This is a genomic window from Arcanobacterium bovis (genome assembly GCF_004331995.1).
GTDB classification, from domain to species: domain Bacteria; phylum Actinomycetota; class Actinomycetes; order Actinomycetales; family Actinomycetaceae; genus Arcanobacterium_A; species Arcanobacterium_A bovis.
Map to the genome: position 1 here is coordinate 337,365 of NZ_SJDT01000003.1, position 26,752 is coordinate 364,116.

Annotated in this window: 28 protein-coding genes; 10 read left to right on the top strand and 18 right to left on the bottom strand. The window is 52.9% G+C overall.

Translation table 11 applies throughout. From position 1 onward, the window contains the following. Positions 1–255: 255 nt before the first annotated feature. Positions 256–2,490 (top strand): alpha-galactosidase, encoded by a 2,235-nt coding sequence (locus EZJ44_RS05260; RefSeq protein ID WP_131280979.1) that lies wholly within the window; start codon positions 256–258, stop codon positions 2,488–2,490. A 283-nt stretch (positions 2,491–2,773) separates the two neighbouring features. Here EZJ44_RS05260 and rpsI read toward each other — a convergent pair whose 3' ends face one another. From rpsI to EZJ44_RS05275, 3 genes are all read right to left on the bottom strand, one after another. After that, the gene (gene rpsI, locus EZJ44_RS05265; RefSeq protein WP_131280981.1) at positions 2,774–3,262 is read right to left on the bottom strand and encodes a 30S ribosomal protein S9; all 489 of its coding nucleotides are present in this window, start codon (positions 3,260–3,262) and stop codon (positions 2,774–2,776) included. Between the two features lie 34 nt (positions 3,263–3,296). Continuing rightward, complete coding sequence (rplM, locus tag EZJ44_RS05270; protein ID WP_124054064.1) at positions 3,297–3,740, bottom strand: 50S ribosomal protein L13; 444 nt, start codon at positions 3,738–3,740, stop codon at positions 3,297–3,299. A gap of 244 nt (positions 3,741–3,984) precedes the next feature. After that, a complete protein-coding gene (locus tag EZJ44_RS05275; RefSeq protein WP_338324612.1) occupies positions 3,985–4,959 on the bottom strand; it encodes a tRNA pseudouridine synthase A in 975 nt (324 codons plus the stop codon). Between EZJ44_RS05275 and EZJ44_RS05280 the strand changes: the two genes are divergently transcribed. From EZJ44_RS05280 to EZJ44_RS05320, 9 genes are all read left to right on the top strand, one after another. Beyond that, on the top strand, positions 4,958–5,881 hold the full coding sequence (locus EZJ44_RS05280) for an ROK family protein (RefSeq protein WP_206661848.1): 924 nt from the start codon (positions 4,958–4,960) through the stop codon (positions 5,879–5,881). The genes EZJ44_RS05275 and EZJ44_RS05280 overlap by 2 nt on opposite strands. Positions 5,882–5,960: 79 nt before the next feature. Next, positions 5,961–6,842 (top strand): phosphoribosylaminoimidazolesuccinocarboxamide synthase, encoded by an 882-nt coding sequence (locus tag EZJ44_RS05285; protein WP_131281086.1) that lies wholly within the window; start codon positions 5,961–5,963, stop codon positions 6,840–6,842. Between the two features lie 146 nt (positions 6,843–6,988). Further along, positions 6,989–7,477, top strand: a complete 489-nt coding sequence (gene purE, locus EZJ44_RS05290; RefSeq protein ID WP_131280983.1) for a 5-(carboxyamino)imidazole ribonucleotide mutase — start codon at positions 6,989–6,991, stop codon at positions 7,475–7,477. Between the two features lie 108 nt (positions 7,478–7,585). Continuing rightward, positions 7,586–11,422: a phosphoribosylformylglycinamidine synthase gene (locus tag EZJ44_RS05295; RefSeq protein WP_131280985.1), complete on the top strand. Its 3,837-nt coding sequence runs from the start codon at positions 7,586–7,588 to the stop codon at positions 11,420–11,422. A 138-nt stretch (positions 11,423–11,560) separates the two neighbouring features. After that, positions 11,561–12,619, top strand: coding sequence for a phosphoribosylformylglycinamidine cyclo-ligase (gene purM / locus EZJ44_RS05300; RefSeq protein ID WP_131280988.1), 1,059 nt, complete (start codon positions 11,561–11,563; stop codon positions 12,617–12,619). Then, positions 12,616–13,320 carry a phosphoribosylglycinamide formyltransferase gene (purN, locus tag EZJ44_RS05305; RefSeq protein WP_131280991.1) on the top strand — a complete coding sequence of 235 codons (705 nt, stop codon included), beginning with the start codon at positions 12,616–12,618 and terminating at the stop codon, positions 13,318–13,320. Before purM ends, purN begins: the two co-directional genes overlap by 4 nt. Positions 13,321–13,397: 77 nt before the next feature. Next, the gene (purD, locus tag EZJ44_RS05310; protein WP_131280993.1) at positions 13,398–14,666 is read left to right on the top strand and encodes a phosphoribosylamine--glycine ligase; all 1,269 of its coding nucleotides are present in this window, start codon (positions 13,398–13,400) and stop codon (positions 14,664–14,666) included. Positions 14,667–15,074: 408 nt separating this feature from the next. Beyond that, entirely contained in the window at positions 15,075–15,653 is a 579-nt protein-coding gene (locus tag EZJ44_RS05315) for a TetR/AcrR family transcriptional regulator (protein WP_131280996.1), read from the top strand. 153 nt (positions 15,654–15,806) lie between these two features. Beyond that, the gene (locus EZJ44_RS05320; protein WP_131280999.1) at positions 15,807–16,802 is read left to right on the top strand and encodes a DUF5692 family protein; all 996 of its coding nucleotides are present in this window, start codon (positions 15,807–15,809) and stop codon (positions 16,800–16,802) included. Positions 16,803–16,829: 27 nt separating this feature from the next. Here EZJ44_RS05320 and EZJ44_RS05325 read toward each other — a convergent pair whose 3' ends face one another. The 15 genes from EZJ44_RS05325 to EZJ44_RS05390 all read right to left on the bottom strand — a co-directional run. Continuing rightward, complete coding sequence (locus EZJ44_RS05325) at positions 16,830–17,423, bottom strand: hypothetical protein (protein WP_131281001.1); 594 nt, start codon at positions 17,421–17,423, stop codon at positions 16,830–16,832. 82 nt (positions 17,424–17,505) lie between these two features. Further along, positions 17,506–17,919 (bottom strand): hypothetical protein, encoded by a 414-nt coding sequence (locus EZJ44_RS05330; protein WP_131281004.1) that lies wholly within the window; start codon positions 17,917–17,919, stop codon positions 17,506–17,508. 714 nt (positions 17,920–18,633) lie between these two features. Next, positions 18,634–19,038 carry a hypothetical protein gene (locus EZJ44_RS05335; RefSeq protein ID WP_131281007.1) on the bottom strand — a complete coding sequence of 135 codons (405 nt, stop codon included), beginning with the start codon at positions 19,036–19,038 and terminating at the stop codon, positions 18,634–18,636. A 5-nt stretch (positions 19,039–19,043) separates the two neighbouring features. Beyond that, complete coding sequence (locus tag EZJ44_RS05340) at positions 19,044–19,403, bottom strand: helix-turn-helix domain-containing protein (RefSeq protein WP_131281009.1); 360 nt, start codon at positions 19,401–19,403, stop codon at positions 19,044–19,046. Positions 19,404–19,460: 57 nt separating this feature from the next. Continuing rightward, positions 19,461–19,634, bottom strand: a complete 174-nt coding sequence (locus EZJ44_RS08730; RefSeq protein WP_165496122.1) for a hypothetical protein — start codon at positions 19,632–19,634, stop codon at positions 19,461–19,463. 88 nt (positions 19,635–19,722) lie between these two features. Beyond that, positions 19,723–20,268 carry a 50S ribosomal protein L17 gene (rplQ, locus tag EZJ44_RS05345; protein WP_131281012.1) on the bottom strand — a complete coding sequence of 182 codons (546 nt, stop codon included), beginning with the start codon at positions 20,266–20,268 and terminating at the stop codon, positions 19,723–19,725. A gap of 31 nt (positions 20,269–20,299) precedes the next feature. Then, on the bottom strand, positions 20,300–21,301 hold the full coding sequence (locus EZJ44_RS05350) for a DNA-directed RNA polymerase subunit alpha (RefSeq protein WP_131281015.1): 1,002 nt from the start codon (positions 21,299–21,301) through the stop codon (positions 20,300–20,302). A gap of 136 nt (positions 21,302–21,437) precedes the next feature. Further along, the gene (gene rpsK, locus EZJ44_RS05355; protein ID WP_124054078.1) at positions 21,438–21,833 is read right to left on the bottom strand and encodes a 30S ribosomal protein S11; all 396 of its coding nucleotides are present in this window, start codon (positions 21,831–21,833) and stop codon (positions 21,438–21,440) included. Between the two features lie 52 nt (positions 21,834–21,885). Further along, positions 21,886–22,257: a 30S ribosomal protein S13 gene (rpsM, locus tag EZJ44_RS05360; RefSeq protein WP_131281017.1), complete on the bottom strand. Its 372-nt coding sequence runs from the start codon at positions 22,255–22,257 to the stop codon at positions 21,886–21,888. Between the two features lie 140 nt (positions 22,258–22,397). Next, complete coding sequence (rpmJ, locus tag EZJ44_RS05365) at positions 22,398–22,514, bottom strand: 50S ribosomal protein L36 (protein WP_131281020.1); 117 nt, start codon at positions 22,512–22,514, stop codon at positions 22,398–22,400. A gap of 50 nt (positions 22,515–22,564) precedes the next feature. Continuing rightward, positions 22,565–22,786, bottom strand: coding sequence for a translation initiation factor IF-1 (infA, locus tag EZJ44_RS05370; RefSeq protein ID WP_124054081.1), 222 nt, complete (start codon positions 22,784–22,786; stop codon positions 22,565–22,567). 226 nt (positions 22,787–23,012) lie between these two features. Beyond that, positions 23,013–23,852 carry a type I methionyl aminopeptidase gene (gene map / locus EZJ44_RS05375; RefSeq protein ID WP_131281023.1) on the bottom strand — a complete coding sequence of 280 codons (840 nt, stop codon included), beginning with the start codon at positions 23,850–23,852 and terminating at the stop codon, positions 23,013–23,015. A 3-nt stretch (positions 23,853–23,855) separates the two neighbouring features. Further along, positions 23,856–24,434, bottom strand: a complete 579-nt coding sequence (locus EZJ44_RS05380; RefSeq protein ID WP_131281025.1) for an adenylate kinase — start codon at positions 24,432–24,434, stop codon at positions 23,856–23,858. Continuing rightward, positions 24,431–25,717 carry a preprotein translocase subunit SecY gene (gene secY / locus EZJ44_RS05385; protein ID WP_131281027.1) on the bottom strand — a complete coding sequence of 429 codons (1,287 nt, stop codon included), beginning with the start codon at positions 25,715–25,717 and terminating at the stop codon, positions 24,431–24,433. Before secY ends, EZJ44_RS05380 begins: the two co-directional genes overlap by 4 nt. A gap of 479 nt (positions 25,718–26,196) precedes the next feature. Beyond that, a partial coding sequence (locus EZJ44_RS05390; protein ID WP_131281029.1) for an LPXTG cell wall anchor domain-containing protein occupies positions 26,197–26,752 on the bottom strand: 556 nt, incomplete at its 5' end.

Below are 26,752 nucleotides of genomic sequence, written 5' to 3' on the forward strand. Positions count from 1 at the left end.
CCTTCCTCCTTGAAGGTTGTGCCCGAAGGTTCATTTCTTGACGCCGTTTACACGTTTGTCCTGTTGGACCGGTTTCCCGTGTGAACGGACATACAATTCAGTACTTGTAGGTTTACATGGTATCGATACCACTGTCAAGAGAAAAGCGTAAATAAACTATTTACCTGCACATTTATACACTACTTTGAAACTTTCGGAACTTTTTGTTGTATCATTACCACAACGTCGTTCACTACTCTGATTGGCAAGAATCAAATGTTCAACGCATCAAGTCCAAAGGCGGACATAGTCCTGCGCCAAGCAGGGAATTTGGCAGATGGCTGCACACCCACGCCTACCAGCTCTTCCGATACCAGCCACACCCCCACAACTCACACGCCTGCCAGCCTCGCCCCCACCAGTCTTGTACTCTCGATTCCCGACGAAGGCCTGCCCAGGATCACCTATTGGGGAAGCTCGTTACCGTCGTCATTCAATACCCCACTGCATCTGACTTCCTCCCAGTTACCGCAGCTTCTCGGCGCGGGCCTCGACATCAGCGAATTTCCTAGTCTCCTTCCCACCCAGGCCGAAGGCTGGACGGGCACGCCTGCCCTGCTCTGTTCTCGCTCTGGCGTGGCACTTTTCGCCAATTTCACTACCACCGAGATCGAGCACACACCTAGCCGCGCTACGATAGTGGCTACCGACGACGTCGCCCAGCTTAGCCTGCGCATTCACGTGGAGATAACGACGTCCGGACTGGTAGTTCAGCAAGCGACTTTGCGCAATACTGGCTCTACTCCACTCGACGTGCAACGACTTAACCTCGCATTTCCGATCCCTTCTCACGCACGTGAACTACTTACGTTTACTGGACACCACCTGCGCGAGCGCGCGGCTCAACGCCAGCCTTTTCACCAGGGCCGAGTGGCGCAAGAATCGTGGGTGGGCCGGCCGGATTTCTCCTCTGGTTTCCTATTCACCGCTGGCACGCCGGGTTTCGACGCCGAGTCAGGCGAATGCTTTAGCGTTCACACCGCATGGAGCGGTAACGTCACGCATTTTGCAGAACGTACCCCGTATTCGTTGGGGCTACTTGGCGGTGGCGAGCTGCTCTACCCCGGCGAAATAGTGCTTGGGCCGAACGAAGAATACGGCTCTCCGCGCGTCGTCGGCGCTTGGGCGCACGGCTTGAACGACGTCTCTGCACGCTTCCACTCTCACCTGCGCGATACGAATAGCCGCACGCGAGAACGCATCACTTTCAACAGCTGGGAGGCCGTGTATTTCGATCAAAATCCTGCACAGATGCACAAGCTTGCGCAGACCGCAGCCGAGTTAGGTATCGAGCGTTTTGTTATCGACGACGGTTGGTTCCGTGGACGTCGTGACGATACACGCGCGCTGGGAGATTGGGCTGTTGATCGTGACGTGTGGCCAGCTGGACTCGAACCGTTCTCTAAACACGTCCATGAGCTGGGCATGGAACTAGGAATTTGGTTTGAACCCGAGATGATCTCACTCAATTCGGATCTTGCTCGGGCACACCCAGAGTGGATTATCGCGCCAAATAGCGAGCGTTTGCCAGTGGCCGGACGGCACGAATACGTGCTTGATCTGTCGAATCCAGCTACGTACGAGCACATACTTCAATCGATTGCTGCTGTGGTTCGTGATGCGAATATTGACTATATCAAGTGGGATCATAACCGATTCGTCACTGAAGCGGTCTCACCGTTTACGGGCAGACCGGCAGTACACACGCAGACGCAGGCACTTTATCGATTATTACGGCAACTGCGAGCAGAGTTTCCCAATTTACAGATTGAAAGCTGTTCTTCGGGAGGAGGACGAATAGACCTCGCCATTCTCGAACTAGTAGATAGAGTATGGGCTTCTGATTGCACCGATCCGATTGAACGATCTGAAATCCAGCGCCATACTGCTCTCATCGTTCCGCCAGAGCGAATCGGCGCGCATATCGCCAATTCGCCCTCACATCAGACCGGTCGTACGTTGAGCTTGGCGACACGCGCTGCGGTAGCTTTTGCGTATGGCTTGGGTTTTGAATTGGACATCACTCAGCTAGACACAGCTACTTTGGCAGAGGCAAAACAGTGGGTTGAGCGCTACAAAGTCTGGCGGGAGGTGCTCGCTCAGGGCCGTGCCGTGCATACAGATATTGTAGATCCAGCTCAGCGTGTGAGCGGCAGGGTGGCTGTAGATCAGTCACGGGCGGTGTACTGCGTGGTGCAACGCCAAACGTCGCCAGACTATCCCAGTGGGTTGATTAGGTTTCCTGGACTCAAATCAGAGGCTGTTTATCGAGTTGAAGCACTGGGAGCTAAAGATTTGACAAGTCGAATCGCAGCAACGGACAACTATGCCCATTATTGGTGGATAGATGGCGCTCAGCTGCCTGGCAACGTCTTGAGCGAATGGGGCTTGCGGCCCCCACATCTTCTACCAGGAGAAGCGTTGCTGATTGCCCTTGAGCAAGTCGGGTAGAATCGAAGATTTATCTCGCGGCCGCCGAAAACATGTGCGGAAAACGCAACTTCTCGATATATATCGAGAAGTTGCGAAATACGCCCCAACTTTCGCGAATGCGGCACAGCGCACCGCCCCGCACCTGCCCAAGCCCCCGCCTCAACCAAGATGCACCATATGAGCACACAAAAATGGCTCGCCCCCATTCGGGGCGAGCCACCAAAGTTTGTAACTGAATAATCAGCCTTGCCCTGCTCAGCGCCTTAAGAGGCACATAATCAGCGCTTCGAGTGCTGAATGATCAGCGCTTCGAGAACTGCGAAGCCTTGCGTGCCTTCTTGAGGCCGGCCTTCTTACGTTCTACGGAGCGAGCATCGCGAGTGAGGAAGCCAGCCTTCTTCAGAGCTGGGCGGTTTGCCTCACGGTCGATCTCGTTGAGCGCGCGGGAGATACCCAAGCGCAGTGCGCCAGCTTGACCCGATGGGCCGCCGCCGTTGATGCGAGCAACAACGTCAAAGCGTCCTTCAATGTCAAGGAGCACAAATGGGGAATGCACGAGCTGCTGGTGCAACTTGTTCGGGAAGTAATCTTCCAGCGTGCGGCCATTGATCTTCCATTCGCCGGTGCCGGGAATGAGACGGACACGGGCAATGGCTTCCTTACGGCGACCAAGGCCTTGGCCCGGTGCGGTCAAGGATGCACCCTGACCGGTCTGCGGAGCTTCGCTCTCGCTAGTGTACGAGCTCAGAGTCTCCTCGAGCTCTTCAGTTTCGACGGTGGTCTCAGCCACGGTTCTCCTTAAAATCTGTCCGGTTCATTCCGGATTACTGTGCGACCTGCTTGAGCTCGTAAACTTCCGGCTGCTGTGCAGCGTGCGGATGCTCCGCACCACGGTAGATCTTGAGCTTGGAAAGCTGCTGACGTCCCAAAGTGTTCTTTGGAAGCATGCCAGCAACCGCCTTCTGCACAGCCCGCTCTGGGTTAACTGCAAGAAGTTCGGTGTAGGATGTTGCCTTCAGTCCACCTGGGAAACCAGAGTGGCGGTAAGCAAATTTCTGCTCGCGCTTGGAGCCGGTCAACGCAACTTTCTCAGCGTTGATGATGATGACGAAATCGCCAGTATCCGCATGTGGAGCGAAATTCGGCTTATGCTTCCCACGGAGCAGGGTGGCAACCTGAGCTGCCAAACGGCCAAGAACGACGTCGGTAGCATCAATGATGTACCACTTCTTCTCTACGTCGCCGGGCTTCGGTGAATACGTGCGCACTTGCGTAGCCTTCGTTTCTTTGTAGTGGACCTAATCTTAAGAACGTGCGAAGTTATGGCTTATAATCGAGCACATTCTCAACCAGTCCAATGGTCAAGACATTATTCATCGTTGTGCCATGAACGTGACGAGTGGGATAGCGTCTACGCACAAACTGCACAACATTAGTAAACTCTATCGGCACTTGCCGAACCAGTCAAAGAGCAAAGGAGAGCTGTGAGCCGATTCATTCCATTAGCTCCTGTTAGAGATCACAGTCGTCGCAGCATTCTTCCTGCCCAGCCAATTCTTGACCAGAATCTGCACGAGTTTCACCACGAAATCTGCGTGCCGCCCGAGCCTGGACGCCGTACTCAGATTCCTCGGGATACCCCACAGCTTCCAGCGTGAGTGGGTGCGGTGGCGCAACGATCACATGGCTTGATCGGCTCTTTTCTTCCAGACGACGCGCGGGAAAATCCTCCCCTTGCGCACCTCGCCCTACCTCAATGAGCGTTCCCATCAACGTGCGCACTTGGGAATGACAGAACGCATCTGCACGTGCCAAACCTAGCAGCACGCCGTCGTCATCCCTGCGAAAACCCAACTCGAGCAAAGTGCGCACCGTGGACGCACCCTCGCGCGGCTTACAATAAGAAAGGAAATCATGCTCCCCTAGCAGGGGTTGCGCCGCACGGTTCATCGCATCAACGTCGAGCTGATAATCCAGCCAAAGCACATCAGTGCGGCGCGGATCCCACAGTTCCACCCCATCAGCAATCCGATACGTATACGAGCGCCACAGCGCAGAAAAACGCGCATCAAATTCCGGCGAAACGCACGAAACTTTGTGTATCACCACGTCAGAATAGCCACGCACACCCTGCGCTTCATGCGATAGCACCGCATTTACTCGCCGACACAAGACCACTTCCGGCGGGAGAATCGATCTACCTTGCACGCGCAGCCACAGCTCACGCGGCACATCACAATGCGCTACCTGACCAGCAGCGTGTACACCCGCGTCGGTACGTCCCGCAACTACAAGCTCCACGCCTGTACGCAGGACTTTTGCCAGTGCAGACTCCAGCGCGCCTTGCACCGTTCGCAAACCAGCCTGCTTCGCCCAACCGTGGAATTGCGCACCGTGGTAGCTTAAATCAAACCTCAAGCGGATATTTTGCGATACTGTCGTCGTCATGGGAAAAGCATCGCACAGCAACGACAGCCAATCAAACATGGCTCCAGTATTTGTGACGCCTGCGCCTACACTGGCGTTGACACAGGCGTCGATGCCGCACGGCACAGTTCCTGCTACCACAAGTCCTGTTGCAACCGATCCCACTGCAACGATTCACACACTGTGCGTGGACTGCGGGGGCGGCGGCATCAAAACTGCCATCGTTAATAGCCTCGGCGAAGCGACCTCACAGCCTATGCGCACGGCCGTCGTCTACCCATTTACACCACAAGACCTCGTGACGATCGTGCGCAAACATATTGAGCTGCTCGGAAATCCCAATTTTCAACGTATTACTGTAGGTGTACCTGGCGTGATTCGAGGCGGAATCGTGGTGTTTACTCCGCATTATATCCGCGAGCGCGGCCCACACACCCGCCCAGATCCACAGCTTGCACGAGCATGGAATGGCCTCGACGCCGAAGCGCTGTTTGTGCGTGAGTTCGGCATACCAACATTGGTGGTCAACGACGCCGAAGTAGCAGCTTGCGCAGTCATTCGCGGGCATGGCTCGGAACTTGTTCTAACACTTGGCACTGGGCTCGGCTGTGCGTTCTTCGTCAATGGAACATTGGTACCACATATCGAAATGTCGCACGCGCCGCTTCACGATACGACATTTGACGAAATCTTGGGCGAACACGCGCGAGCATTACTTTCCGACGACGATTGGTCTGCTCGCGTATACGACGCGGTGATGGCACTGTGGCCAGTGTTCCGATGGGATCAGGTTTATATTGGCGGCGGAAACGCCGTCCACATCACGGAGTCGGTGCGCGCGAAACTGAACGTCTTGCACGATGAGATTTTCGGACCTACCGCAAACACAGTTACATTCATCGACAATTCCGCTGGTCTTATGGGCGGGCATGCTGCATGGGAACTACTCACCCCCTCCCAAGAAATTCCCAGCGTCTCATAATTCGTATAAAAAACGTCCGCCATTCAATACACTCAAGAATTCTCGGTCGGCAGTTACTAGGGTATTTTTCGTGACTTTAATGAAACACAGCCCAGTAACTGAAGTTCCCCTTCTCTCGCAAGGTAAGGTCCGCGACCTATATGACCTCGATGAGAACCTACTGATCGTCGTAACGGATCGTGTTTCCGCTTTCGACGTCGTCTTTGACGAAGCCATCCCAGATAAGGGAGGCATTCTCAACAGTATTTCCGCTTTCTGGTTCAAGAAGCTGGAACATATTATTCCTAACCACATGATTTCGGTTGATCCCGCTGATTATCCTGAGCCTTTCTCAAATTACGCACAGGATCTCGCCCGGCGCTCGATGCTTGTGCGCAAGCTCGATATGGTCAATGCCGAATGCATCGTGCGTGGCTATCTCGAAGGCTCAGCGCTGAAGTCTTACCAAAAAGACGGCACCATCAACGGCATGAAAATGCCCGCAGGCCTCAAGCAAGGTGACGCTCTGCCCGAGCCAATCTTCACGCCGTCCACTAAAGAAGAAAATGGCCACGATATTAATATCTCCGTTGCTGAACTTCGCAACGTCGTGGGCACCGAAACCGCCGAAGCGCTCGAATCTGCATCATTGCAACTCTTCACCGAAGCTTCTGATTACGCACGCGAGCGTGGAATCCTGCTCGCAGACACCAAGTTCGAATTCGGTTATCTCGACGGCGTACTCACACTTGGCGACGAAGCTTTCACTCCAGATTCCTCGCGCTTCTGGGCAGCTGAAAGCTGGGAGCCGGGTCACGCTCAAGCGAGCTTCGACAAGCAATTCCTCCGTGAATGGCTCGAAACTCTCGATTGGGACAAAACTCTACCAGCTCCAACTCTGCCGCAGGATGTGATTGCTAATACCGCAGCACGCTACCGCGACGCATACGAGCGTCTCACCGGAACTGCATGGAATGCCTAATTTCCTGACCGCCTGCCAATTTTGCGCAGGCGGTCACCTATTCCAACTATTCCAACGCTCTCCTGTTCCAAAGCCCACCACTTACTAGATAACTACCCACTTTAGTAGGCAACTCTCCGCTAGCTTTACAACCCTAAGGAGTCATGATGACCGCAAAAGTCGCAATTATTATGGGATCTCGCTCTGATCTCGAAGCGATGGACGAAGCGCGCTCCGTGCTTCAACAGTTCGGAATTGAGTACGAAATGCGCGCTCTTTCTGCGCATCGCACCCCTGCCGCAGTAGAAGAATTCATTTCAGGCCTCGCCGACCGTGGCTTTGCCGCCGTTATCGCAGGTGCAGGCGGCGCCGCTCACCTTGCCGGCGTCTGCGCCTCCCACACGCATTTGCCAGTATTCGGCGTACCTATGCGCACCTCGCTCGCAGGCGGCTTAGATTCCCTGCTGTCCACTGTACAGATGCCACGCGGTATTCCAGTTGCCACCACTGCAACTGGCGGAACCGGAGCATACAACGCCGCCTTGCTCGCTGTATCCGTAATCGCGCTCAGCGATCCTGCCATCAATCAGGCATATCAAGAATTCCGCGCAAACCAGACACAGAAGGTGCTCGATCAGTCGATTATCACCGACTAACGCCCTCTGCATCACAAGATATTCTCTGAGCTACGCGCTCGAAACGTCTACCCACCTGACGGCTCACAATCTGCGCGATCGCGCACTCACACATGAAGGAATACATTTATGGACAAGCGTCTGTTGATCCGCAGAAAGCCGAGTTTCCGCGCTGAGGAACGTGCGCTCACGCAAACATTGAACACTCTCAGTGGCGTGAGCGTACGCGATCTCGCTGCCTACAATGTGTACGACGTCTTCAATGCCACCGAAGCTGAGATCGCCAAGCTCACGGCATCGGTGTTGCGCGATCCGCGGGTGGACGACGTCGTTCCCACCGAATCTCTTGCCGAGCTGTTGCATCGTCCTCACCTTGGCGTCCAGTTCCTACCCGGTCAGTACGATCAGCGAGCCGACGCGGCTACCCAAGCCCTCGGTCTAGTTTCGCCGGGCACGCTGGCGCAAATATTTTCCGCTCATCTCTATGTTTTCAACGAGGATCTGAGCTCCGAAGCTCTCGAAACAATCACGGCCCACCTCATCAACCCAGTTGAGGCAGGAAAGAAGAACTTCGATGAGCTCGTGCTCCCGCCAATTTCCCAAATCAAGCCATTGGCTGAGTTCCCAGATTTCCTCGAACTCGATAATGCTCAGCTCGAAGAATTGCGCCAAGCTCGCTCGATGGCGATGTCGCTTGAAGATCTCGCATTGATCCAAGAATATTTCCGCACTGAACAGCGCGTACCTACCGAAGTCGAGCTCGCAGCCTTGGATACCTACTGGTCCGATCATTGCCGACACACCACCTTCGGCACAGAGCTCATCGAAATCCGCAATGATTCAGCTCGCTTCGCAGCCAATTTTGATCGACTTTTACAGCGTTGGGACGAACTGCGCGGAAATTGCGGCCGCGAGAACAAACCTCGCACCCTCATGGATTTAGGAACTATCGCAGCTCGTGATATGCGCCGGCGCGGCGATCTTGACTCCCAAGAGGTGTCCGAGGAAATCAACGCCTGCTCGGTATTCGTCGACGTGAAAACGGCACACGGTAAAGAACCGTGGCTGCTCATGTTCAAGAACGAAACACACAACCACCCCACCGAAATTGAACCATTTGGCGGCGCGAGCACCTGTTTAGGCGGCGCAATCCGCGACCCTCTGTCGGGTCGCTCCTGGGTGTACCAAGCGCTACGACTTTCCAGTGCAGGAGACATCACCACTGCCCGCGAGCATACTCTCGAAGGTAAACTCCCCCAGCGCGATATCTCTACCCGCGCCACGGCTGGTTACTCCTCCTATGGAAACCAAATCGGACTCGCCACCACCCATGTGCGCGAATACGTCCATCCTGGTTACACGGCAAAACGTATGGAGTTGGGCGCTGTGGTAGCAGCCGCACCAGTTGAAAACGTGCGCCGGGAAGAACCACGCCCGGGCGACGTCGTCATCATTCTTGGCGGACGTACCGGACGTGACGGAATTGGTGGCGCCACAGGCTCGTCAAAAGCTCACGACGAAGAATCGCTTGAGACTTCCGGCGCCGAAGTTCAAAAAGGAAACCCGGTTAACGAACGCAAGATTCAGCGTTTGTTCCGCCGCGGTGACGTTGCGAAGCTGATTCGCCGTTGTAATGATTTTGGTGCAGGTGGCGTGGCTGTAGCAGTGGGCGAATTAGCTGACAGCCTCGACATTCATCTTGATCAAGTGCCATTGAAGTACGCCGGTTTGAACCCGCTTGAAATTGCGATTTCTGAATCCCAAGAGCGTATGGCAGTGGTCGTTGACTCTGCCGATGCGCAGGCTTTCATCGATGCGGCTGCACAGGAAAATCTGGAAGCCGTAACGCTCGCTGAAGTCACAGATACCGGCAGGCTGCGGATGTTCTACGGCGAGGAAAAGGTGCTTGATCTTTCGCGCGATTTCCTCAACACCAACGGCGCCCATCGTACTCAGCAGGTCGTTTTGCGCGATCCGAAGCCAGTTGAGGCCGACGACGCCGCGGCCAGCTCGGAGCCTAGCTGCGGTTGCGATTGTGCCTGCGCTGCTCCCCCACAGCTTGACCGCGAGACGGTGCTGGAAGTATTGCGCCAGCTCAACAACGGTTCCCAAGAAGGCATGATTGAGCAGTTCGATTCCAGCATTGGCCGTTCTACCGTTTTGATGCCTTACGGCGGAAAGAGCCAGAAATCGGCAGAAGACGTTTCGGTGCAGACTCTTCCTGTACCAGGCGGAACGTCTACCGCCTCGCTCATGGCTGCGGGATATTCGCCTGAGCTGGCTGACGATTCCCCGTATTTGATGGGTGCATACTCGGTGGTTGAAGCTCTGGCACGGCTCGCCGCTGCGGGCGCTGATGTTACGGAAGCTTGGCTTACGGTGCAAGAATACTTCCAGCGTCCTACCACTCCTGAAGTCTGGGGCGTGCCGGTGCAAGCATTGCTTGGCCTATTGGAAGCACAAGACGAGTTCAACGTGGGTGCAATCGGTGGCAAGGACTCAATGTCTGGCTCGTACTCCGACGAACTCCATGTGCCACCTACCTTGGTGAGCTTTGCTGTTGCAGTTGCCGACGCCGAGGAAGTGCTCAGTGCAACGCTTCCTGCTCAAGAACTTGACCTCTATCTTCTACCTCATGACGCACGCGCAGATGGATCGCCGAACTACTCGCAGTTGCGTGCCCATTTCGCCGCTCTGCGTACATGGAATACACTTGGGTTGATCCGCAGTGCCCGCGCTGTAACCTCTGGCGGAACGCTATCAGCGCTGGTTAAGTCGGCGCTCGGTAATAACGTGGGCATTGAGCTCGATGCGGGTGCGCTTGCCGAGCATGACTTGCTGAATACCGCGCTCGGAAGCATCGTTGTTGCTGTACCACACGGCACTACACTGCCCGATGCCGGAATCGATGTTACCCTCGCGTTCCTTGGAACTACGAACACCGATGTCACAGGAATAAAACTAGGCGATGAGCTGGTCGAATACACCCAAGCACAAGATGCGCTCGAAAGTGGCTACCGGCAAGTGTTCCCGATCAATGCGCACGAGGCCGCAGAGTTGCCCGCATTTGCTCGCGAGCTGAAGGCACACGAGGTTGAGAAAACTGCTGCTGGCGGCACGCAAGAGGCGCTCACACCGCAGCGCCCGGTTCACGTGCTCTTGCCGGTTTTCCCAGGTACGAACTCTGAATATGACACCGCCGAAGCTTTCGAAGCAGCTGGTGCCACCACTGAGTTCCATGTGATCAGGAATATCACCTCTGACCTGCTGTTGCAGGACACCGCGAGCTTCATCGACAAGCTTCGTCACGCCGATATTTTGGCTATTTCGGGCGGCTTCTCGCTCGGAGACGAACCTGACGGCTCTGCCAAGTTCATTGCTAACTTCTTGACCAGCCCAGATGTGGCCGCTGCTGTTAAAGATTTTGTAGCTCGCGACTGCCTCGTGCTGGGAATTTGTAACGGTTTCCAAGCGTTGGTGAAGTCGGGCTTCCTGCCCTATGGCGACCCCGCTCAGCTCACTGAATCCTCGCCTACTTTGACTCACAACGCCCAGCTGCGGCACGTATCGCGCATTGCAACCACCCGCGTGAGCACGGTTAAGTCGCCGTGGCTGGCAAGCTTTGAGTTTGGCGATTTGCACCGTATTCCGGTTTCGCACGGAGAGGGGCGATTTGCGGTAGACGAGACGACGGCGCGCGAGCTGTTCGCTGCAGGTCAAGTTGCGTTCCAATACGTTGATGCCGACGAAGTGCCGACGGCGTGCGCTCCAGACAACCCGAACGGTTCTGCCTACGCAATCGAAGGCATTATCTCTCCTGACGGGCGTATTTTGGGCAAGATGGGTCATCCTGAGCGATTCCGCCCTGGACTCATGAAGAACATTCCCGAAATTGCCATTCAAGATATTTTTGGCAACGCCGTGCGCTACTGTGCAAGCCGTGTACGAGCTGGTGATCAAGATTAATATCGCGTGCTCGCGATAAGATATCGACGAGATCCTCATTAACTCAAACACCACACCAACACGGTCACAACGTAGCGCGATCGATCGTTTCCCCAAGTCATACCCAAACTTCAACAGACAACCACGGAGGAGAACCCAGTGGACGACAACAAAGAACACACTCCACAAGTAGCCGCAGCTGCAGCTTATGCTGCTGCCGGCGTCGATCTTGAACGCGGTTACGAGGTAGTGCGCCGCATTCGATCAGATGTAGCTGCAACCAAGCAACCAGGCGTTATGGGCGGTATTGGCGGATTCGGAGGCATGTTCGACCTCAGTTCTCGCGGCTATCGTGAGCCTGTGCTCGTATCTGGCACCGACGGCGTCGGCACGAAACTCTTCCTCGCATTCCAAACTGGAATCCACAACACAATCGGTATTGACGCCGTCGCTATGTGTGTGAACGATGTTGTAGTACAGGGTGCTCAGCCGCTGTTTTTCCTCGATTATTTGGCCATTCCCAAAGCTGATCCGCAAACCGTTGCTGATATTGTGCATGGTGTGGCCGTGGCCTGCCAAGAAACCGACTGTGCGCTCGTCGGTGGCGAAACCGCCGAGATGAACGATCTGTATGAAGAGAATACTTACGATATTGCGGGTTTCTGCGTTGCAGCCGTTGAGAAATCAGAGATTATCACTGGTGAGAACGTTAAACCTGGAGATGTTCTGCTTGGGTTGGCGTCGTCGGGCCCACATTCGAACGGCTACTCGCTGCTGCGCAAGATTTTCTTCACCTATCATGATTACACGGTCAATTCCCAGCTTGATGGGCTGAGCAAGCCGCTTGGCGAGGAGCTCCTCACCCCCACGAAGCTTTATGTGCGCCCGATAATGCACCTGCTCAAGACGGTGCAGCCACACGGGATGGCGAATATTACTGGTGGCGGTTTCTTCGAAAACATCCCACGAATGAATGGCGATCTCGGCTACGAAATCAAGCTCGGCACCTGGCCTGAGCTGCCGATTTTCGACGTCGTGGAACAGCTTGGCAATCTCTCCCAAACTGAGCTTTTCAACGTATTCAATATGGGCATCGGTTTTGTGATTGCACTCGATCCCAACGACGTTCAGGCAGCACAACGTGCACTGAGCGAGGCCGGAGAAGAATCCTACGTCATTGGTAAGGTCACCGAGTCTGGCGGAGTTAAGCTCGTATGACGGCGGGCAAGCGCGCGGTAGCGGACGATCACTTCGCTGACAGTGACACCGAGACGCAACGCGATCACCCAACTCGCAGCAGTCAGTTTGCGCTTGCCACCCAGAATATCGCGCTGGCCGTATTTGCCTCTGGTAAAGGTACAAACTTCCGGGCAATCTGCCAAGCTGCTGTATTGGAGCAGCTAGGCGTCGCGCGACCGGTAATTCTGATCTGCGACCGCGATTGTGAAGCAATGACAGTGGCACAAGAATTTGGCGTGCCAGCTGTATTGATCCGACCTCGCGACTTTCCCAATGCACAGGCTTGGGAAGAAGCAGTAATCGGCGAGTTGCAGACACACGGAGTTGAACTAATTGCTCTAGCTGGCTTTATGCGGCTCCTCGGCGCAAGATTTCTGGAAGCCTTTAGCCACCGTGTGCTCAATATTCACCCCTCGCTCTTGCCCCATTACCCAGGTCTAAATGCGATCACCCGCGCGTATTGTGATGGCGCTGATTCAGGCGTGACGATCCATTGGGTTGATGCCGGCATGGACACTGGCGAAGTGATTGCTCAGCAAACAGTTCCAATCAACGGAGCATCATTGCGCGACTATGAAGCTGAAATCCACCGTGCCGAACACGCGATGTACCCGCGCGTCGTCGCCCAAATCGCAGCGAAACTGCTGGACGAACGCAACGCAACCAAGCTAAGCACCTAGAACGAAGTTATGGCCAGATATACCGGCCATAACCACCAAATCCGATCCTCTGAAACCAAACCTAAGAAAGACGCGATATGAAGATAATGATCGTTGGCGGCGGCGGCCGCGAGATGGCACTTGTTTCCACGGTAGCTCGATTCCACGAGGTAGTGGCTGCGGGCGGTTCCGACGCAATCGCACAACTTGCCTCCGAATCTTTGCCGATGATGGCATGGGAAGAGCTTGCCGACGAAGCTGTGCGGCGTGGCATTGACCTCACGATTGTTGGTCCCGAAGCTCCACTCGCCTCCGGCATCGTGGACGTATTCACAGCTCGCGGTCTGCCAATTTTCGGACCCACGCGCGCAGCTGCTCAAATCGAAAGTTCAAAAGCTTTTGCCAAAGAGATTATGACTCAAGCTGGCGTTCCCACTGCCGCCTTTCAGGTGTTTACCGACGCAGATGCCGCGCGTAGCTACTTGGATACGGCGTCGTTCCCACAGGTTCTGAAAGAAAATGGACTGCGCGCAGGTAAAGGCGTAACCATCTGTGGCACGCGCGAAGAAGCCGAGGCCGTGTTGCAAGAAATTGAGCTTGATAGTGAGAACCCACTGCTTATTGAGGATTTCTTGGACGGATTTGAGTTCTCGCTCATCGTCATGGCCCACGGCACAAATTTCGTAGCACTGCCGGTAGCGCAGGACCACAAGCCAATTGGCGAGGGCAACACGGGAGCCAATACTGGTGGCATGGGCGCTATTTCTCCTGTTCCGCGCGTTACTCAGGCGTTTTACGACGAAGCAGTGGCTCGCGTTATCGTGCCCACGTTGGCACAAATGACGGCAAACGGCACACCATTCACTGGTTTCCTTTACGCGGGTCTAATTCAGACGGCGGCGGGCGTGCGAGTGATTGAGTTCAACGCACGTTTAGGCGATCCGGAATGCGAAGTCATCTTGCCACGTATTGAAAGTGATCTCGCTGGCGCACTCCTTGATTTGCTTGCTGGGGGTACTCCGCAGGTGCAGGTGAGCGAGGAGTTTTGTTTAGGAATTGTGCTCAGTTCCCCAGGCTACCCTGGCACGATTTCGCAATACCCAGAGATTCCGAGCAGTCTATTTGAGGCAGTTGAGGCGCACCCGCGCGCAGATATCGTGCACATGGGCACGCGCTTTGCGCCAGATTCGGACTGTGGCAGTGAAGCTGGCGGGAGCTGGATCGCTGCAGGCGGTCGCGTGGCGATTGTGACGATGAAGGGCGCAAGCATTGATGAATGCCGCACCCAGCTCCTCGCTTTGCTCGAAGATGGACTTGCCGGTTCTGAGCTGTATTGGCGGCGAGATATCGGCACTTTCGCGAGCTGAAAGCCTGAGTAGCTTCCCAAGCTGAAGCCTGAGTAACCTCCTCAGCTGCAACCAGGAACTTTGCCATGCATGAAGCCGCGAAGTTTCCAAACTCGAAGCTGGAACGTTCCCTAACTTAGGCGATTCTTTAGCTATCGTGCTTATATAGCTCGATGAATAAACCAGCGTCTGAGTTAGGGCACAAAATTTTGATATCAAACCGCTGTGCCTACCTACTCACAATCCGACGCACGCCAAAATCAGCATCAGCTATCACTCATAGGAATTTAGTCCCCAGTCATGGGGACTTTTCCTTATATTTACGCCGGTTGTGTCAAAATTTCGCAAAATCGACTCATGGCTTTTCCGCATTTTGTTGACACTATGTCAATAACATTTTTAGATTATTTATGAGAGGAGTGTGAGCGCATGACAATGCAAAAACGTGGAGCTACAACTCGCGCCGAAATTATCAGCGCAGCGCGTGCTGAAATCATGGATGTAGGCTTTGAGAAAATGTCCATTTCCGCAATCGGCGCGCGTACTGGAGTTTCTCGCTCGCTTTTCTACCACTACTTCAAGAACAAAGAAGAGGTAGCCACCGCCGTCTTAGACGACGTGATCGATGAATTTTTAGCCAAGCTCAAAGACTGGAACGATGCCCGCGAACCCGGAAATATTTCTCGCGCGCTTGAGGACGCAACCGAGCTCATGCGTTCGATTATCGACGACGACGGTCCGTTTCACCAAAAGCTCGTTTCCGGTTCCAACGCGGCACTGTACTTGGCTTTTACCGATCGAACCGCTCGGAAGATCGCAAACTACATCTCACAAACCACCGTGCGCGATTTTGCCGACAAGCATCAAGTGGAAATCGACTTCGTGCCCGAAACGTTTTACATGCTCATCGTCGGGCTGGTGTCATTGATCCGCTCAAATCCGAAGATTCCTAACGCAACTATTAAACAGATTGCCGCTCAAACTCTCCATCTCGATAAATACCTATAACACGCAAATATCGCCTGTTTCGGCACAAACAACCTAAACGAGCGCTCACATAACTTAATAACCAGACGTCAAACAACCTAATCAGGCGTCAACTCCGTCTTTGACACTTACACGTACCACAGCAAAATCATCCACACACAGAAAGGTAGAACGATGTTATTCAATGTTTATGGCGACGCCGCCGCATACCAGTGGCTCGGCTGGATCCTCGTATTTTGTTCATTGATCGGCGCAAATGAAATCGCTCGCCGCTCAAAAGCTGGTGGCATCTTCTGTTTCCTCGTTATTCCAGCAGCGTTGTCTATTTACTTTATTGCGATCTACGTTGGCGCAGCTGCCGGCGCGGATTGGGCACTCAACAACCCAACGTACGTGCACATGAACAGCTGGTTCCATTACGCCAAGCTCTATGCGGCGACGGCGGGCTGCATCGGTTTCATGATGCTCAAGTACAAGTGGGGCTCTATCGGCAAATCCGAATGGTTCAAAGTGTTCCCGTTCGTGATTGTTGCAATCAATATCCTCATCGCTGTGGTGTCCGATTTTGAATCGGCAATTCGGGCATGGAACACCACCTGGGTATCGTCGGAAGGTGTGACGCTATACGGCGGCTGGCATAACGTCTTTAACGGCCTTGCAGGAATCCTGAACATCTTTGTTATGACCGGCTGGTTCGGCATTTACGTAGGCAAGAAGAAGCAAGATATGATCTGGGCCGATATGACCTGGGTATTTATTATTTCCTACGATTTATGGAACTTCTGCTACACCTACAACTGCCTGCCAACCCATGCGTTCTACTGCGGATTTGCCCTGCTACTTGCCCCAACGGTGGCCAATGCTTTCTGGAACAAGGGCGGCTGGATTCAAAACCGCGCTAACACTCTGGCACTATGGTGCATGTTTGCCCAAACCGTGCCAATGTTCCAAGATTACTCGGTGTTCTCGGTGGATTCCGTCAACAATCCAAATATCAATTTGACGGTATCGCTAATCGCATTTATCGCGAATGTGCTGGCTGTGGGATACGTTATCTACCGCGCACGCAAGCTCAAGGTCAACCCATATAAGCACGAAGTTTTTGTTGGTACACGAGACTTTGAACAGGCCATGGCTCGCCGCGAAAGCGCTAAACGCATAGCAGCTTAGGAACCTATCAGAAGGTGCGGATCGATGTCACAGACGACGGTCCGCACCTTTCTTTTGCGGAAACTCCCCTATTCGTTGTGCGCATGTCCATTCCACATCCGGCTCAAACGGCATCGTGCCGATGCGTGAGCATACCTCGTAGCCTGCGAAAGCACCGTCGTCACCTTCCAAAATAGACAAAGTAACTGCGCTTCCGTATTTGGTGCTGGGATAGCTTGCGCGCGTTGAATACTTTTCGCATTCGTGCAAAATAACACGCCAGGTCATTGCGCTAGAATCGACGAATCGTTCAATCGCGCATTCGACGCCGTCGTGATCAGGGAAAGTATCTTGGTAGTCGCCGATCCACAGATAAATGATGTTGCAGTTTTCGTCCAGATCAACGGTGATGCAGGGGAACTCGTCGAAATTTGCGGTCGGATACATGGGATTCACGCCTGGCACGAAGAAGTACAAGCCACTGCCATCAAACCACCATCTAAAAGCGAGTTTGCGTGTGTCTGGTTGTTGAGGCGTCTCGGTTTGATGAGGTAGCTCGGTTTGCTGCGGGACCTCGTTCTGGTGACCGGTCTCGGTTTGATGAGGTATTTCGTTCTGGTGAGACATTTCGTTGTTCGTCATGTTGTACTCCTCGTCGAGTGAACTAAATTATGCTTGCATCTTAAGCAAACTATCGAATTACCACCTAAGCATTTCCCGAATCTTAGTTAATTATTGCAGAAACGATTGTGCCATTTCTATGCGAAAGAACTCCGATAAAGCGACCATATTTAATGTAGATATATCCGTTGCGCTGAGACTGAACAACTCCATTGCGAGCAAGCAAACGAAGGTCAATACCCCGACTTGACGCCTGAACGTAAGCATGCTGTGTGACAGCAAACTGCCTATTCCGCAAAGACGAAAAAGCAAGAAGTTGTCCAATTCGTACGCTGCCGCCATCACTTCCCGCACACATCTGCATCGGGCACGCATAAGGCATTGGTTGCGAAATTGCTCCTTTATCCTGGTCACCAGACACTACAACATTAGTGTCGGTATCCGGTACAGACAAACCCGCGGCTCCGAGTAAGCACGACAACAGCACTGGCAAGGAATTAAAGATTGTGTGTGACATACAAAACGCCTTTCTTATATCACTCTTTCAATGGTTGTTTTAATATTTCACACACATGCCACTTAATGCTACAATTTTATATACTGAGACGAAACACTCCTATACCCTTTCAAATTCACTAACGCTTTGCTTCGGGCTTGTACTCCTTGTGACATTCACATAAAAATATAAATGCCCGTCAGATTAAGTTACGAAAGACAGTTAGAACATCCCACAATAGCTGCTACACCTGGTTTTTGTAGCCCAGTAAAGCTAATTCATTTGGACTGGAACCCTGCACTGCCCCCCCTGTGCCAGACAGAGCAAGAGGAGGCTTTTTATTGGAGGTATGCTCGTTACTGAGGCACAAAGTAGATTGGCGCTCACACGCTTGGAGTGCGTTTATTAGTGATTGTTACTAGGCTGGCCGAGGCGCCACATAAGACCGCACGGCGATATGTGAAAGAAACTAGAATTCTAGGTTGACCCAACCGTCCCAGCCGATCTAACCAATAGAGTCAAAAAGAGAATTTGGTCTGCACTGGCGGTTAGTAATGGTATCTAGCATAGCAACATCGCGTCTTCATTATTTATTAATAACCTATAGGAACGTAGTCAGCTAGGAACTAGACTGGAGTTACAAGCAAATAACTCCTCGTCGAGCAAACTAGAGAATTGCTGTAGCTGCGTCAATAGTTTCTTCCATGTGACGCTCGCTTGCATGTTATTTGATCACTATTTAATCACTAGCGGCACCGGAGGAATCTCGAGGATTCCACACAACTGCCCCAGATATACACGAGCATACGCAGTGATTTCGGGGATTCCTCGAGTTGTAAAGAAATCACGCCAATCAGATTCCGTGATGCTACCCCTTATAGCTTCGAACGAATCGTCGTAGCGATAAGTGGCCCGCAACCCCAACTCAAATGTTGCAATACGAGCGTTCACACTATAGGTGTAAGTAATTGCAACACGATCAGAAGAAAATTCGGCGTCTCCGACTCCTATTGCAAGCTGAACACTGATTTGTTCATCTTGTTCTATTGACGAAAAATCAAATGCTTCACCGTTTGCTTCTACTCTAATCGGCTTCACCTGAGCCAATTCAAAAGGCACATCTTTTAACGCTACTGGCATGTTCTTTATACCTTGATCTGAAACGATGGAGCATCTGACATATAAATAGATGTTTCACTGATCTGATACCGTTGGTCGACTGCAAAGTTCTGTTCATAGATTGGGCTACTATCAACGATTTCATACTTGATTCCAGCCCCAACTGCGAGTGCATAGCGCCGAATAAACTGCTGGCTTGGATTTGTTACTCTTGCTTCAAACCGAGAAATCGTCGACTGACTGACAGAGAGTTTATCCGCCACATTCTGGTGCGTTAGCCCTTTACGCAAGCGCATTGCAACGAGATCTTCGATCAATTCACGATCTCGCCGCGCTTGTTCTCGCTTGGCTTTCACTGATGCCCGACGTTCTTGATTCAGTGTCATAGTTTCTGATCCTACTCCCAATATGCATGAGATGCATACAGAGCTACTATGTCATAGTTAACTGTCATTTGTAAAGCGTTCAGCCCATGAAAAACATCTATCCATCGCTTCATCCATACGCTGATCCTGTAGTGCGTTAAGACGTTTGTTGTGGTCTTGCTTCACATGCATGAGCAGTGAAACAATCCCTTCAAAAGGCGGCTGAACCGGCTCCACAACATAGACACGCACCCGATAGTTCCTTATATACAACGGTGGGCTGGGATCAATTGATCCCAGCCCACCCGTATAGGTATGTCACCAGCTAATTAAGCTAGATTCACTTGGCTTCGTCAGCTGCCTCGGTTTCCTCAGCAACTTCTTCTGCTGGAGCTTCGGCCTCAACAGCTTCTTCAGCTGCTTCGGTCTCTTCAACAGCAGTCTCTTCAACCTTTGCTTCTTCTTCCTTAGCTGCAGCATGCTCGGCAACCTTCTCGGCTTCCTTCACAACTGCCTGCTTTGGCGAAACTGGCTCAAGTACGAGCGAGATCTCAGCCATTGGGGCGTTGTCACCGCGGCGGTTTGGAAGCTTCACGATGCGGGTGTATCCACCGTTGCGCTCAGCAAACTTTGGAGCAAGCTCTTCGAACAGGATGTAAGCGGTTTCGCGGTCGCGCAGCACCTTGAGAGCGAGACGACGGTTGTGGGTGTCGCCCTTCTTTGCCTTGGTGATGAGCTTTTCCATGTATGGGCGTACACGCTTTGCTTTAGCTTCGGTTGTTACAACGGATTCGTTGTGGATGAGCTGACGGCACATATTTGCAATGATTAGACGCTCATGTGCCGGGGAACCACCCAGGCGTGCACCCTTTGTGGGCTTAGGCATTGTTTCTCCTAGAAATTATTGTGCAGAACCCTTAGCCCTGCAGATCGTCACTGAAAGTCATTGAGTAGTCGTCGCCGTAAGCGGAAACGAAACCAGCTGGGGAATCCTTCAAACGCAGATCGAGCTTTGCAAGTTCGTCCTTGACGTCTTCGATCGACTTTGCGCCAAAGTTGCGGATATCCAACAAGTCAGCTTCAGAGCGAAGTACCAGTTCACCGATGGTGTGGATTCCTTCGCGCTGCAAGCAGTTCTGCGAACGTGCTGGCAGGTTAAGAATCGTAATTGGACGCTGCAGATCAGAGGACTGAGTCTCCTGAACTGGGGCTTCCTTAAGCTCAAGGCCTTCGACTTCTTCGTTGAGTTCAGTGCAAAGACCGAACAGCTCGACGAGCGTCTTACCAGCGGACGCAAATGCATCACGTGGAAGCATCGATGCCTTCGTTTCAACATCAACAATGAGCTTGTCGAAATCGGTGCGCTGACCAACACGAGTTGCCTCAACCTTGTAGGAAACCTTCACAACCGGCGAATAAATCGAATCAACCGGGATGCGCCCAATTTCGTACTCTGGCGAGTTGTTCTGTGCTGCGGAAACGTAACCACGTCCACGCTCAACAGTCAGATCGATCTCGATCTTGCCCTTTTCATTCAAAGTGGCGATCACAAGATCAGGGTTGTGGATCTCTACACCTGCAGGAGGAGTGATATCCGAGGCGAGCACCTGTCCTGGACCTTGCTTGCGCAGGTACATGAGAACTGGCTCGTCATGCTCAGAGGTTACAACCAAATCCTTGAGGTTAAGGATGATCTCCGCTACGTCTTCCTTGCATCCCTCGATGGTGGAGAACTCATGGAGTACACCATCAATGTGGATCGACGTAACAGCCGAACCTGGAATCGAAGAAAGCAATGTACGGCGAAGCGAGTTACCCAGCGTGTAACCAAATCCTGGCTCCAGCGGGTTTAGGGTAAAGCGAGAACGAGTCTCGGAGACCTTTTCTTCGGTCAGCATTGGACGCTGTTCGATGATCACTGTGTTTTCCTTTCGCAGACGCCCACTATATGACGTCTATTTCCGTTTCCGAGCTGGTGTTTCCACCAGCGGAATGGGTAACTACTACCCGAAATAGGTAACTACTACCCTGGAAGGGGCATAACACCCCAAAGCATCAAACGCGACGGCGCTTGGGTGGACGGCAACCGTTGTGAGCCTGTGGAGTCACATCAGAGATCGAGGTAACTTCCAGACCGGAAGCGGTCAGAGAACGGATTGCGGTTTCGCGACCAGATCCTGGACCCTTCACGAAAACGTCAACTTTCTTCATACCCTGATCCATTGCACGGCGAGCAGCGTTTTCAGCAGCGAGCTGCGCAGCGTACGGCGTGGACTTACGGGAGCCCTTGAAACCCACCATACCGGACGAGCACGTTGCAATAACTTCGCCCTTTGGATCGGTGATGGAAACGATTGTGTTGTTGAAGGTCGACTTAATATGAGCCTGACCTGTTGTTACATTCTTGCGCACATTGCGGCGCGGGCGACGCGCCTGTGTCTTAGGTGGCATTCTAAATATCTCCTGAAATAATCGTCGATTCGCGCCCTATCGGGCGGAACTACTACTTCTTCTTCTTACCTGCAACGGTACGCTTTGGTCCCTTACGGGTACGTGCGTTCGTCTTGGTGCGCTGACCATGTACCGGCAGACCACGACGGTGACGAAGACCTTGATAGCAACCAATCTCGATCTTACGGCGAATATCAGCCTGAACTTCACGGCGGAGATCGCCTTCAACCTTGTAGTTCTCATCGATGTGGTTCTTGAGCTTGACCAAATCGTCTTCAGAGAGATCCTTCACGCGGGTATCTGGATTAACTCCAGTTGCGGCAAGAGTTTCATGCGCGCGCGTGCGGCCGATGCCAAAAATGTATGTAAGCGCAATTTCTACTCGCTTTTCGCGAGGCAAATCAACGCCAGATAGACGTGCCATTCTTATTGGCTCCTCATTGTCCATTCCGAAGGTGTGGAACACTGCAACCCCAGATAAGGGCCTCGGCCTTCGGACCGAGGGTTGCGCTGTGCGCTAGCAGTGCTAGTACATCTCCCCCGCCAAAACGAGGGATGCCAGAATTAACCCTGGCGCTGCTTGTGCCGCGGATTTGAGTCACAAATGACCATAACGCGACCGTGACGACGGATAATCTTGCAATGTTCGCAAATCCGCTTCACGCTTGGTTTGACCTTCATAGTGTCTTTCCTTTGCCGATTTCGAGAATCAGCAGATTGACTCGACGGGCTTACTTGTAGCGATAAACGATCCGACCACGACTTAAATCGTAGGGCGTGAGCTCTACGACGACGCGATCTTCTGGAAGGATCTTGATGTAGTGCTGACGCATCTTACCTGAGATGTGAGCAAGCACTTGATGCCCATTCTCCAGCTCGACTTTAAACATCGCATTTGGGAGCGCCTCAAGGACGGTTCCCTCTACTTCGATGACGCCTTCTTTTTTCGCCATGTTACCCGCTTACTTTGCATTTTCTTACTTTGCCAGCTAGCGAAAGCCAACCGGCAGGCACCTTGCAAAACATACAAAGCACCAACGATCAATTCTACGGTATAGAAGGGCTTTTGGAAAAGGGAGAATATGGTGTAGCTCGTCACGCTCCGTTTTCACTGAGCAATAGTCCTACTGCACCACGGTTCTAAGGGGCCACAGCGCATGAGTAGCGCAGTTCGTGAGTTCAGTCGAGCGGGACGACGTCGATGCCGTACTTTGCGAGCTGCGCCGCACCACCGTCGTCGGCAGAAAGCACCCACACGCCACCGGAGTGTAAGGCTACCTGGTGCTCCCAGTGGCAAGCGTCTGATCCATCGCGGGTGACGACGGTCCAGCCGTCGCCGAGGGTGCGGTACGCTTGACTTTTTTGCGCAAGTATCGGCTCGATGCACAGCACCATGCCTGTTTTGAGCTTCGGTCCACGGCCTGCGGTGCGGAAATTGAGCACATCGGGAGCCATATGCATTTGGGTGCCAATACCATGCCCGATAAAATCTTCCACGATATCAGGGCGAACCGCGGGCTCTAAGCTCGTGATATAGTCGTCAATCGCGTTGCCAATATCGGAAACGTACTTCCCTGTTGCCATCGCGGCGATCCCCCGCCACATGGCCTCTTTGGTGATTGCCGAAAGTTTCTCGCGACGCTCGCGCACGGCGTCGTCTCCACCTGGAAGAACGCGCGTGAAGCAGGCGTCTGCGTGCCAGCCGTTAAGCACAGCTCCGCAGTCCATCGAAACAATATCGCCAGGTTGAAGTACTTGCTCACCTGGAATCCCGTGCACTATCGTGTCGTTGACCGAAATGCAGGTTTGGCGAGGATAGTCGTAATAGCCGAAAAAGTTCGACTTTGCGCCGTGTGATTGCAGCACGTCACGAGCAATATCATCAAGTTCACCAGTGGTCATACCAGGTGCGATTGCGGCATCGAGAGCCTTGTGAATACTGGCGACGACGAGCGCAGACTTGCGCATCTGCCGGATTTCATCGTCGGACTTCAACTCGATTTTTGCGCTATTAAACATGACTCAGCCGAGGAATGATTCGAGTGCTGATACGAGACGATTGAGCACGTCGTCGATCGTGCCAGTGCCATCAACTGGCAGCAGAATGCCACGTTCGCGGTATACGTCGGTGAGTGGCGCTGTAGCGGCGTGGTAGACCTCGATGCGGTGACGGATCACCTCTTCGGTATCGTCAGCACGATCTTCGACCTGTGCGCGGTGCAGCAGACGCCCAACAATCTCCTCATCAGGAATCGAGAGTTCAATGACGGCGTCAAGTTTTTCGCCACGCTCTTCAAGCATTGCGTCGAGGGCATCTACCTGGTGGAGATTGCGTGGGTATCCGTCGAGTAGGAAACCGGCCGCGACGTCGTCTTGGCTCAAACGATCGCGCACGAGCGCGTCGGTCACTTCGTCAGGAACTAAGTTGCCGTTGTCGATATAGGACGCAGCTAGTTTTCCGAGCTCAGTTTGCTCAGCAATATGAGAACGGAAAATTGCACCGGTAGAAATATTGGGAATATTAAGTTTTTCGGTAAGAACTTTTGCCTGGGTGCCCTTTCCCGCTCCGGGAGGACCAACCATAACAAAACGTGCTTTCATCGTAAGAAACCTTCATAGTGACGTTGTTGGAGTTGAGCGTCAATGTCTTTGACGGTCTGGAGTCCGACTCCAACCAGAATAATAATCGACGTTCCACCGAAACCACCGGCCTGAATACCCATTTGGTTGAATACAATGTGCGGAATCAGCGCAATAATCGCCAAGTAGAGCGCGCCAACCCAGTTAATGCGGTTGATCACATAGCGCAAATAATCCGCCGTAGGCTGGCCCGCACGAATACCGGGAATGAAGCCTCCGTAACGCTTCATATTGTCAGCAACTTCTTCTGGATTGAAGGTAATCGAGGTGTAGAAGAAAGCGAAGAAGAGAATCAAGAGCGCATAAACAGCCATGTACCACGGCGACGTCCAGGTGAAATGCGCGTGTAGCCACTGCACCCAGGAGGAGTTCTGATCGCCGAACTGGGAAATCATCTGTGGCAAAGAGAGAATCGAGGACGCAAAGATCACTGGAATAACGTTTGCCATGTTGATCTTGAGCGGAATGTAGGTAGACGTACCGCCGTAGGTGCGGCGTCCTACCACGCGCTTTGCGTACTGCACCGGGATGCGTCGTTGCGATTGTTCCACGAATACAACAACCACCGTGATGGCCAAGAACATGACGACGACGATCGCCACGTCCATCAAGCCACCGGCTGACTTCGATACAGTTGCGAGCATTGCTGGGAAGTTTGCAGCAATACCGGTGAAGATGAGCAGCGACATTCCATTGCCCACGCCACGCTCAGTGATGATTTCAGCGAGCCACATAACAAGGCCGGTACCAGCGGTCATAGCCAAGATCGTCAGCAGCTTAACACCGATAGTGGCGTTTGGAATCGGCTGTACGTTACAGCCCACAAACAAGCCGGTGTTTGCCACTGAAACAATCACAGAGGACTGCAAAATGGCAAGGAAGATCGTGAGGTAGCGCGTATACTCGGTGAGCTTGGCGGTGCCCGACTGACCTTCTTTGTGGAGCTCTTCGAAGCGTGGGATTACTACCCGCATGAGCTGCACGATAATCGACGCCGTAATATAAGGCATGATTCCCAATGCAAACACGGAGAGGTGCAGCATGCCGCCACCTGCAAACATGTTCATCATGGTGAGCAGATCAGCCGATCCAGCCTGATCCAAACATGTTTTCACGTTCTCATACGAGATAAATGGTGCAGGTATATAGGTACCGAGGCGGTAAATCGCCATGATGAACATAGTCAACAGCAATTTGCGCCGCAGGTCTGGTGTACGGAACGCCGATCCAAGTGCTTTCAGCAAGAGATTTCCTCTCGGTCAGGCCAATTACTGGCATATTCGGTTTTGTGAGCCGAATGTCGGTGCGTGAGCATATACGCCAAATAAACATTATACCTGTAATTGAGCAATTCTTTATACGCAATTTTGAGAGACTTACAACGCGTTTGGAGGTATTTTTAGCTAAAATCGGTCATTTGCGACTCAAAAATAGGGCGCTTTAAGTTTTTTACATGACCTAGGGCTTATAAGTGGCACGTTTTTCGAATGAGTTTGGTGTTGCATTTTGAGAGTTTGGACTGCTCGGTAGTGGCTGGATAGCACTGTGGGATTGGAGGCCGTTTTTCGGCTCCAATCCCACAGTTTGTGTTTTGGGTGTTTAATGTGTGTTTGTCGATTACTCACCCAAGTTACGTCCCCTTGCCCCTGGTAGCCACGCACGTTAGCACGGTTTCAGTGCCCGCGCATTATACGTGGCTACCAGGAGATCATAGGGAGCTTGTTTAGGCGTTCTTGCGGCGAGCTACTAGCACGCTCGCACCGGCAAGGCTAGCCATCATGGCAAGAATGCCCAGGCTGAGGCTGGCAGAACCAGTCTTAGCAAGACCACCAGCACCACCGGCACTAGCATCGCCGAGTGCGATCGAGTCAGCAATCACTTCCAACTGACCTTGCTGCTGGACAAGATAACCACCAGCATCAACAGCCATCACATGATGCACACCAAGCTCAGCCGACGCTGGCACAGTAAAGGTAACTGTTGCCATTCCCTTTGCATCAACCGTCACGTTCTGAACCAGTCCAATAACGGAGGAGTGTAGTTCAAGCGATACCACTTCCCCAGCCTTGAAACCAGACAACGAAGCAGTCACCTGCTCACCACGATGAACACGGCTCTTATCAAGCCTCAACAGGTACGGGAAGGACCGTGAATCAAGCGGATCAGTACCCTCCGTAATCTCATCACCATCAGAAACCCCGTCACCATCAGTATCAGCCTTGTTTGGGTCAGTACCATGCGTAATCTCATCACCATCAGAAACCCCGTCACCGTCAGTG

Coding starts and splice junctions, on each gene's coding strand:
- EZJ44_RS05260 (WP_131280979.1), top strand. CDS start 256: ATGTTCAACGCATCAAGTCCAAAGGCGGACATAGTCCTGCGCCAAGCA.
- EZJ44_RS05280 (WP_206661848.1), top strand. CDS start 4,958: ATGGCTCCAGTATTTGTGACGCCTGCGCCTACACTGGCGTTGACACAG.
- EZJ44_RS05275 (WP_338324612.1), bottom strand. CDS start 4,959: ATGTTTGATTGGCTGTCGTTGCTGTGCGATGCTTTTCCCATGACGACG.
- EZJ44_RS05285 (WP_131281086.1), top strand. CDS start 5,961: ATGAAACACAGCCCAGTAACTGAAGTTCCCCTTCTCTCGCAAGGTAAG.
- purE (WP_131280983.1), top strand. CDS start 6,989: ATGACCGCAAAAGTCGCAATTATTATGGGATCTCGCTCTGATCTCGAA.
- EZJ44_RS05295 (WP_131280985.1), top strand. CDS start 7,586: ATGGACAAGCGTCTGTTGATCCGCAGAAAGCCGAGTTTCCGCGCTGAG.
- purN (WP_131280991.1), top strand. CDS start 12,616: ATGACGGCGGGCAAGCGCGCGGTAGCGGACGATCACTTCGCTGACAGT.
- purD (WP_131280993.1), top strand. CDS start 13,398: ATGAAGATAATGATCGTTGGCGGCGGCGGCCGCGAGATGGCACTTGTT.
- EZJ44_RS05315 (WP_131280996.1), top strand. CDS start 15,075: ATGACAATGCAAAAACGTGGAGCTACAACTCGCGCCGAAATTATCAGC.
- EZJ44_RS05320 (WP_131280999.1), top strand. CDS start 15,807: ATGTTATTCAATGTTTATGGCGACGCCGCCGCATACCAGTGGCTCGGC.
- EZJ44_RS05325 (WP_131281001.1), bottom strand. CDS start 17,423: ATGACGAACAACGAAATGTCTCACCAGAACGAAATACCTCATCAAACC.
- EZJ44_RS05330 (WP_131281004.1), bottom strand. CDS start 17,919: ATGTCACACACAATCTTTAATTCCTTGCCAGTGCTGTTGTCGTGCTTA.
- EZJ44_RS05335 (WP_131281007.1), bottom strand. CDS start 19,038: ATGCCAGTAGCGTTAAAAGATGTGCCTTTTGAATTGGCTCAGGTGAAG.
- EZJ44_RS05340 (WP_131281009.1), bottom strand. CDS start 19,403: ATGACACTGAATCAAGAACGTCGGGCATCAGTGAAAGCCAAGCGAGAA.
- rplQ (WP_131281012.1), bottom strand. CDS start 20,268: ATGCCTAAGCCCACAAAGGGTGCACGCCTGGGTGGTTCCCCGGCACAT.
- rpsK (WP_124054078.1), bottom strand. CDS start 21,833: ATGCCACCTAAGACACAGGCGCGTCGCCCGCGCCGCAATGTGCGCAAG.
- rpsM (WP_131281017.1), bottom strand. CDS start 22,257: ATGGCACGTCTATCTGGCGTTGATTTGCCTCGCGAAAAGCGAGTAGAA.
- rpmJ (WP_131281020.1), bottom strand. CDS start 22,514: ATGAAGGTCAAACCAAGCGTGAAGCGGATTTGCGAACATTGCAAGATT.
- infA (WP_124054081.1), bottom strand. CDS start 22,786: ATGGCGAAAAAAGAAGGCGTCATCGAAGTAGAGGGAACCGTCCTTGAG.
- map (WP_131281023.1), bottom strand. CDS start 23,852: ATGTTTAATAGCGCAAAAATCGAGTTGAAGTCCGACGATGAAATCCGG.
- EZJ44_RS05380 (WP_131281025.1), bottom strand. CDS start 24,434: ATGAAAGCACGTTTTGTTATGGTTGGTCCTCCCGGAGCGGGAAAGGGC.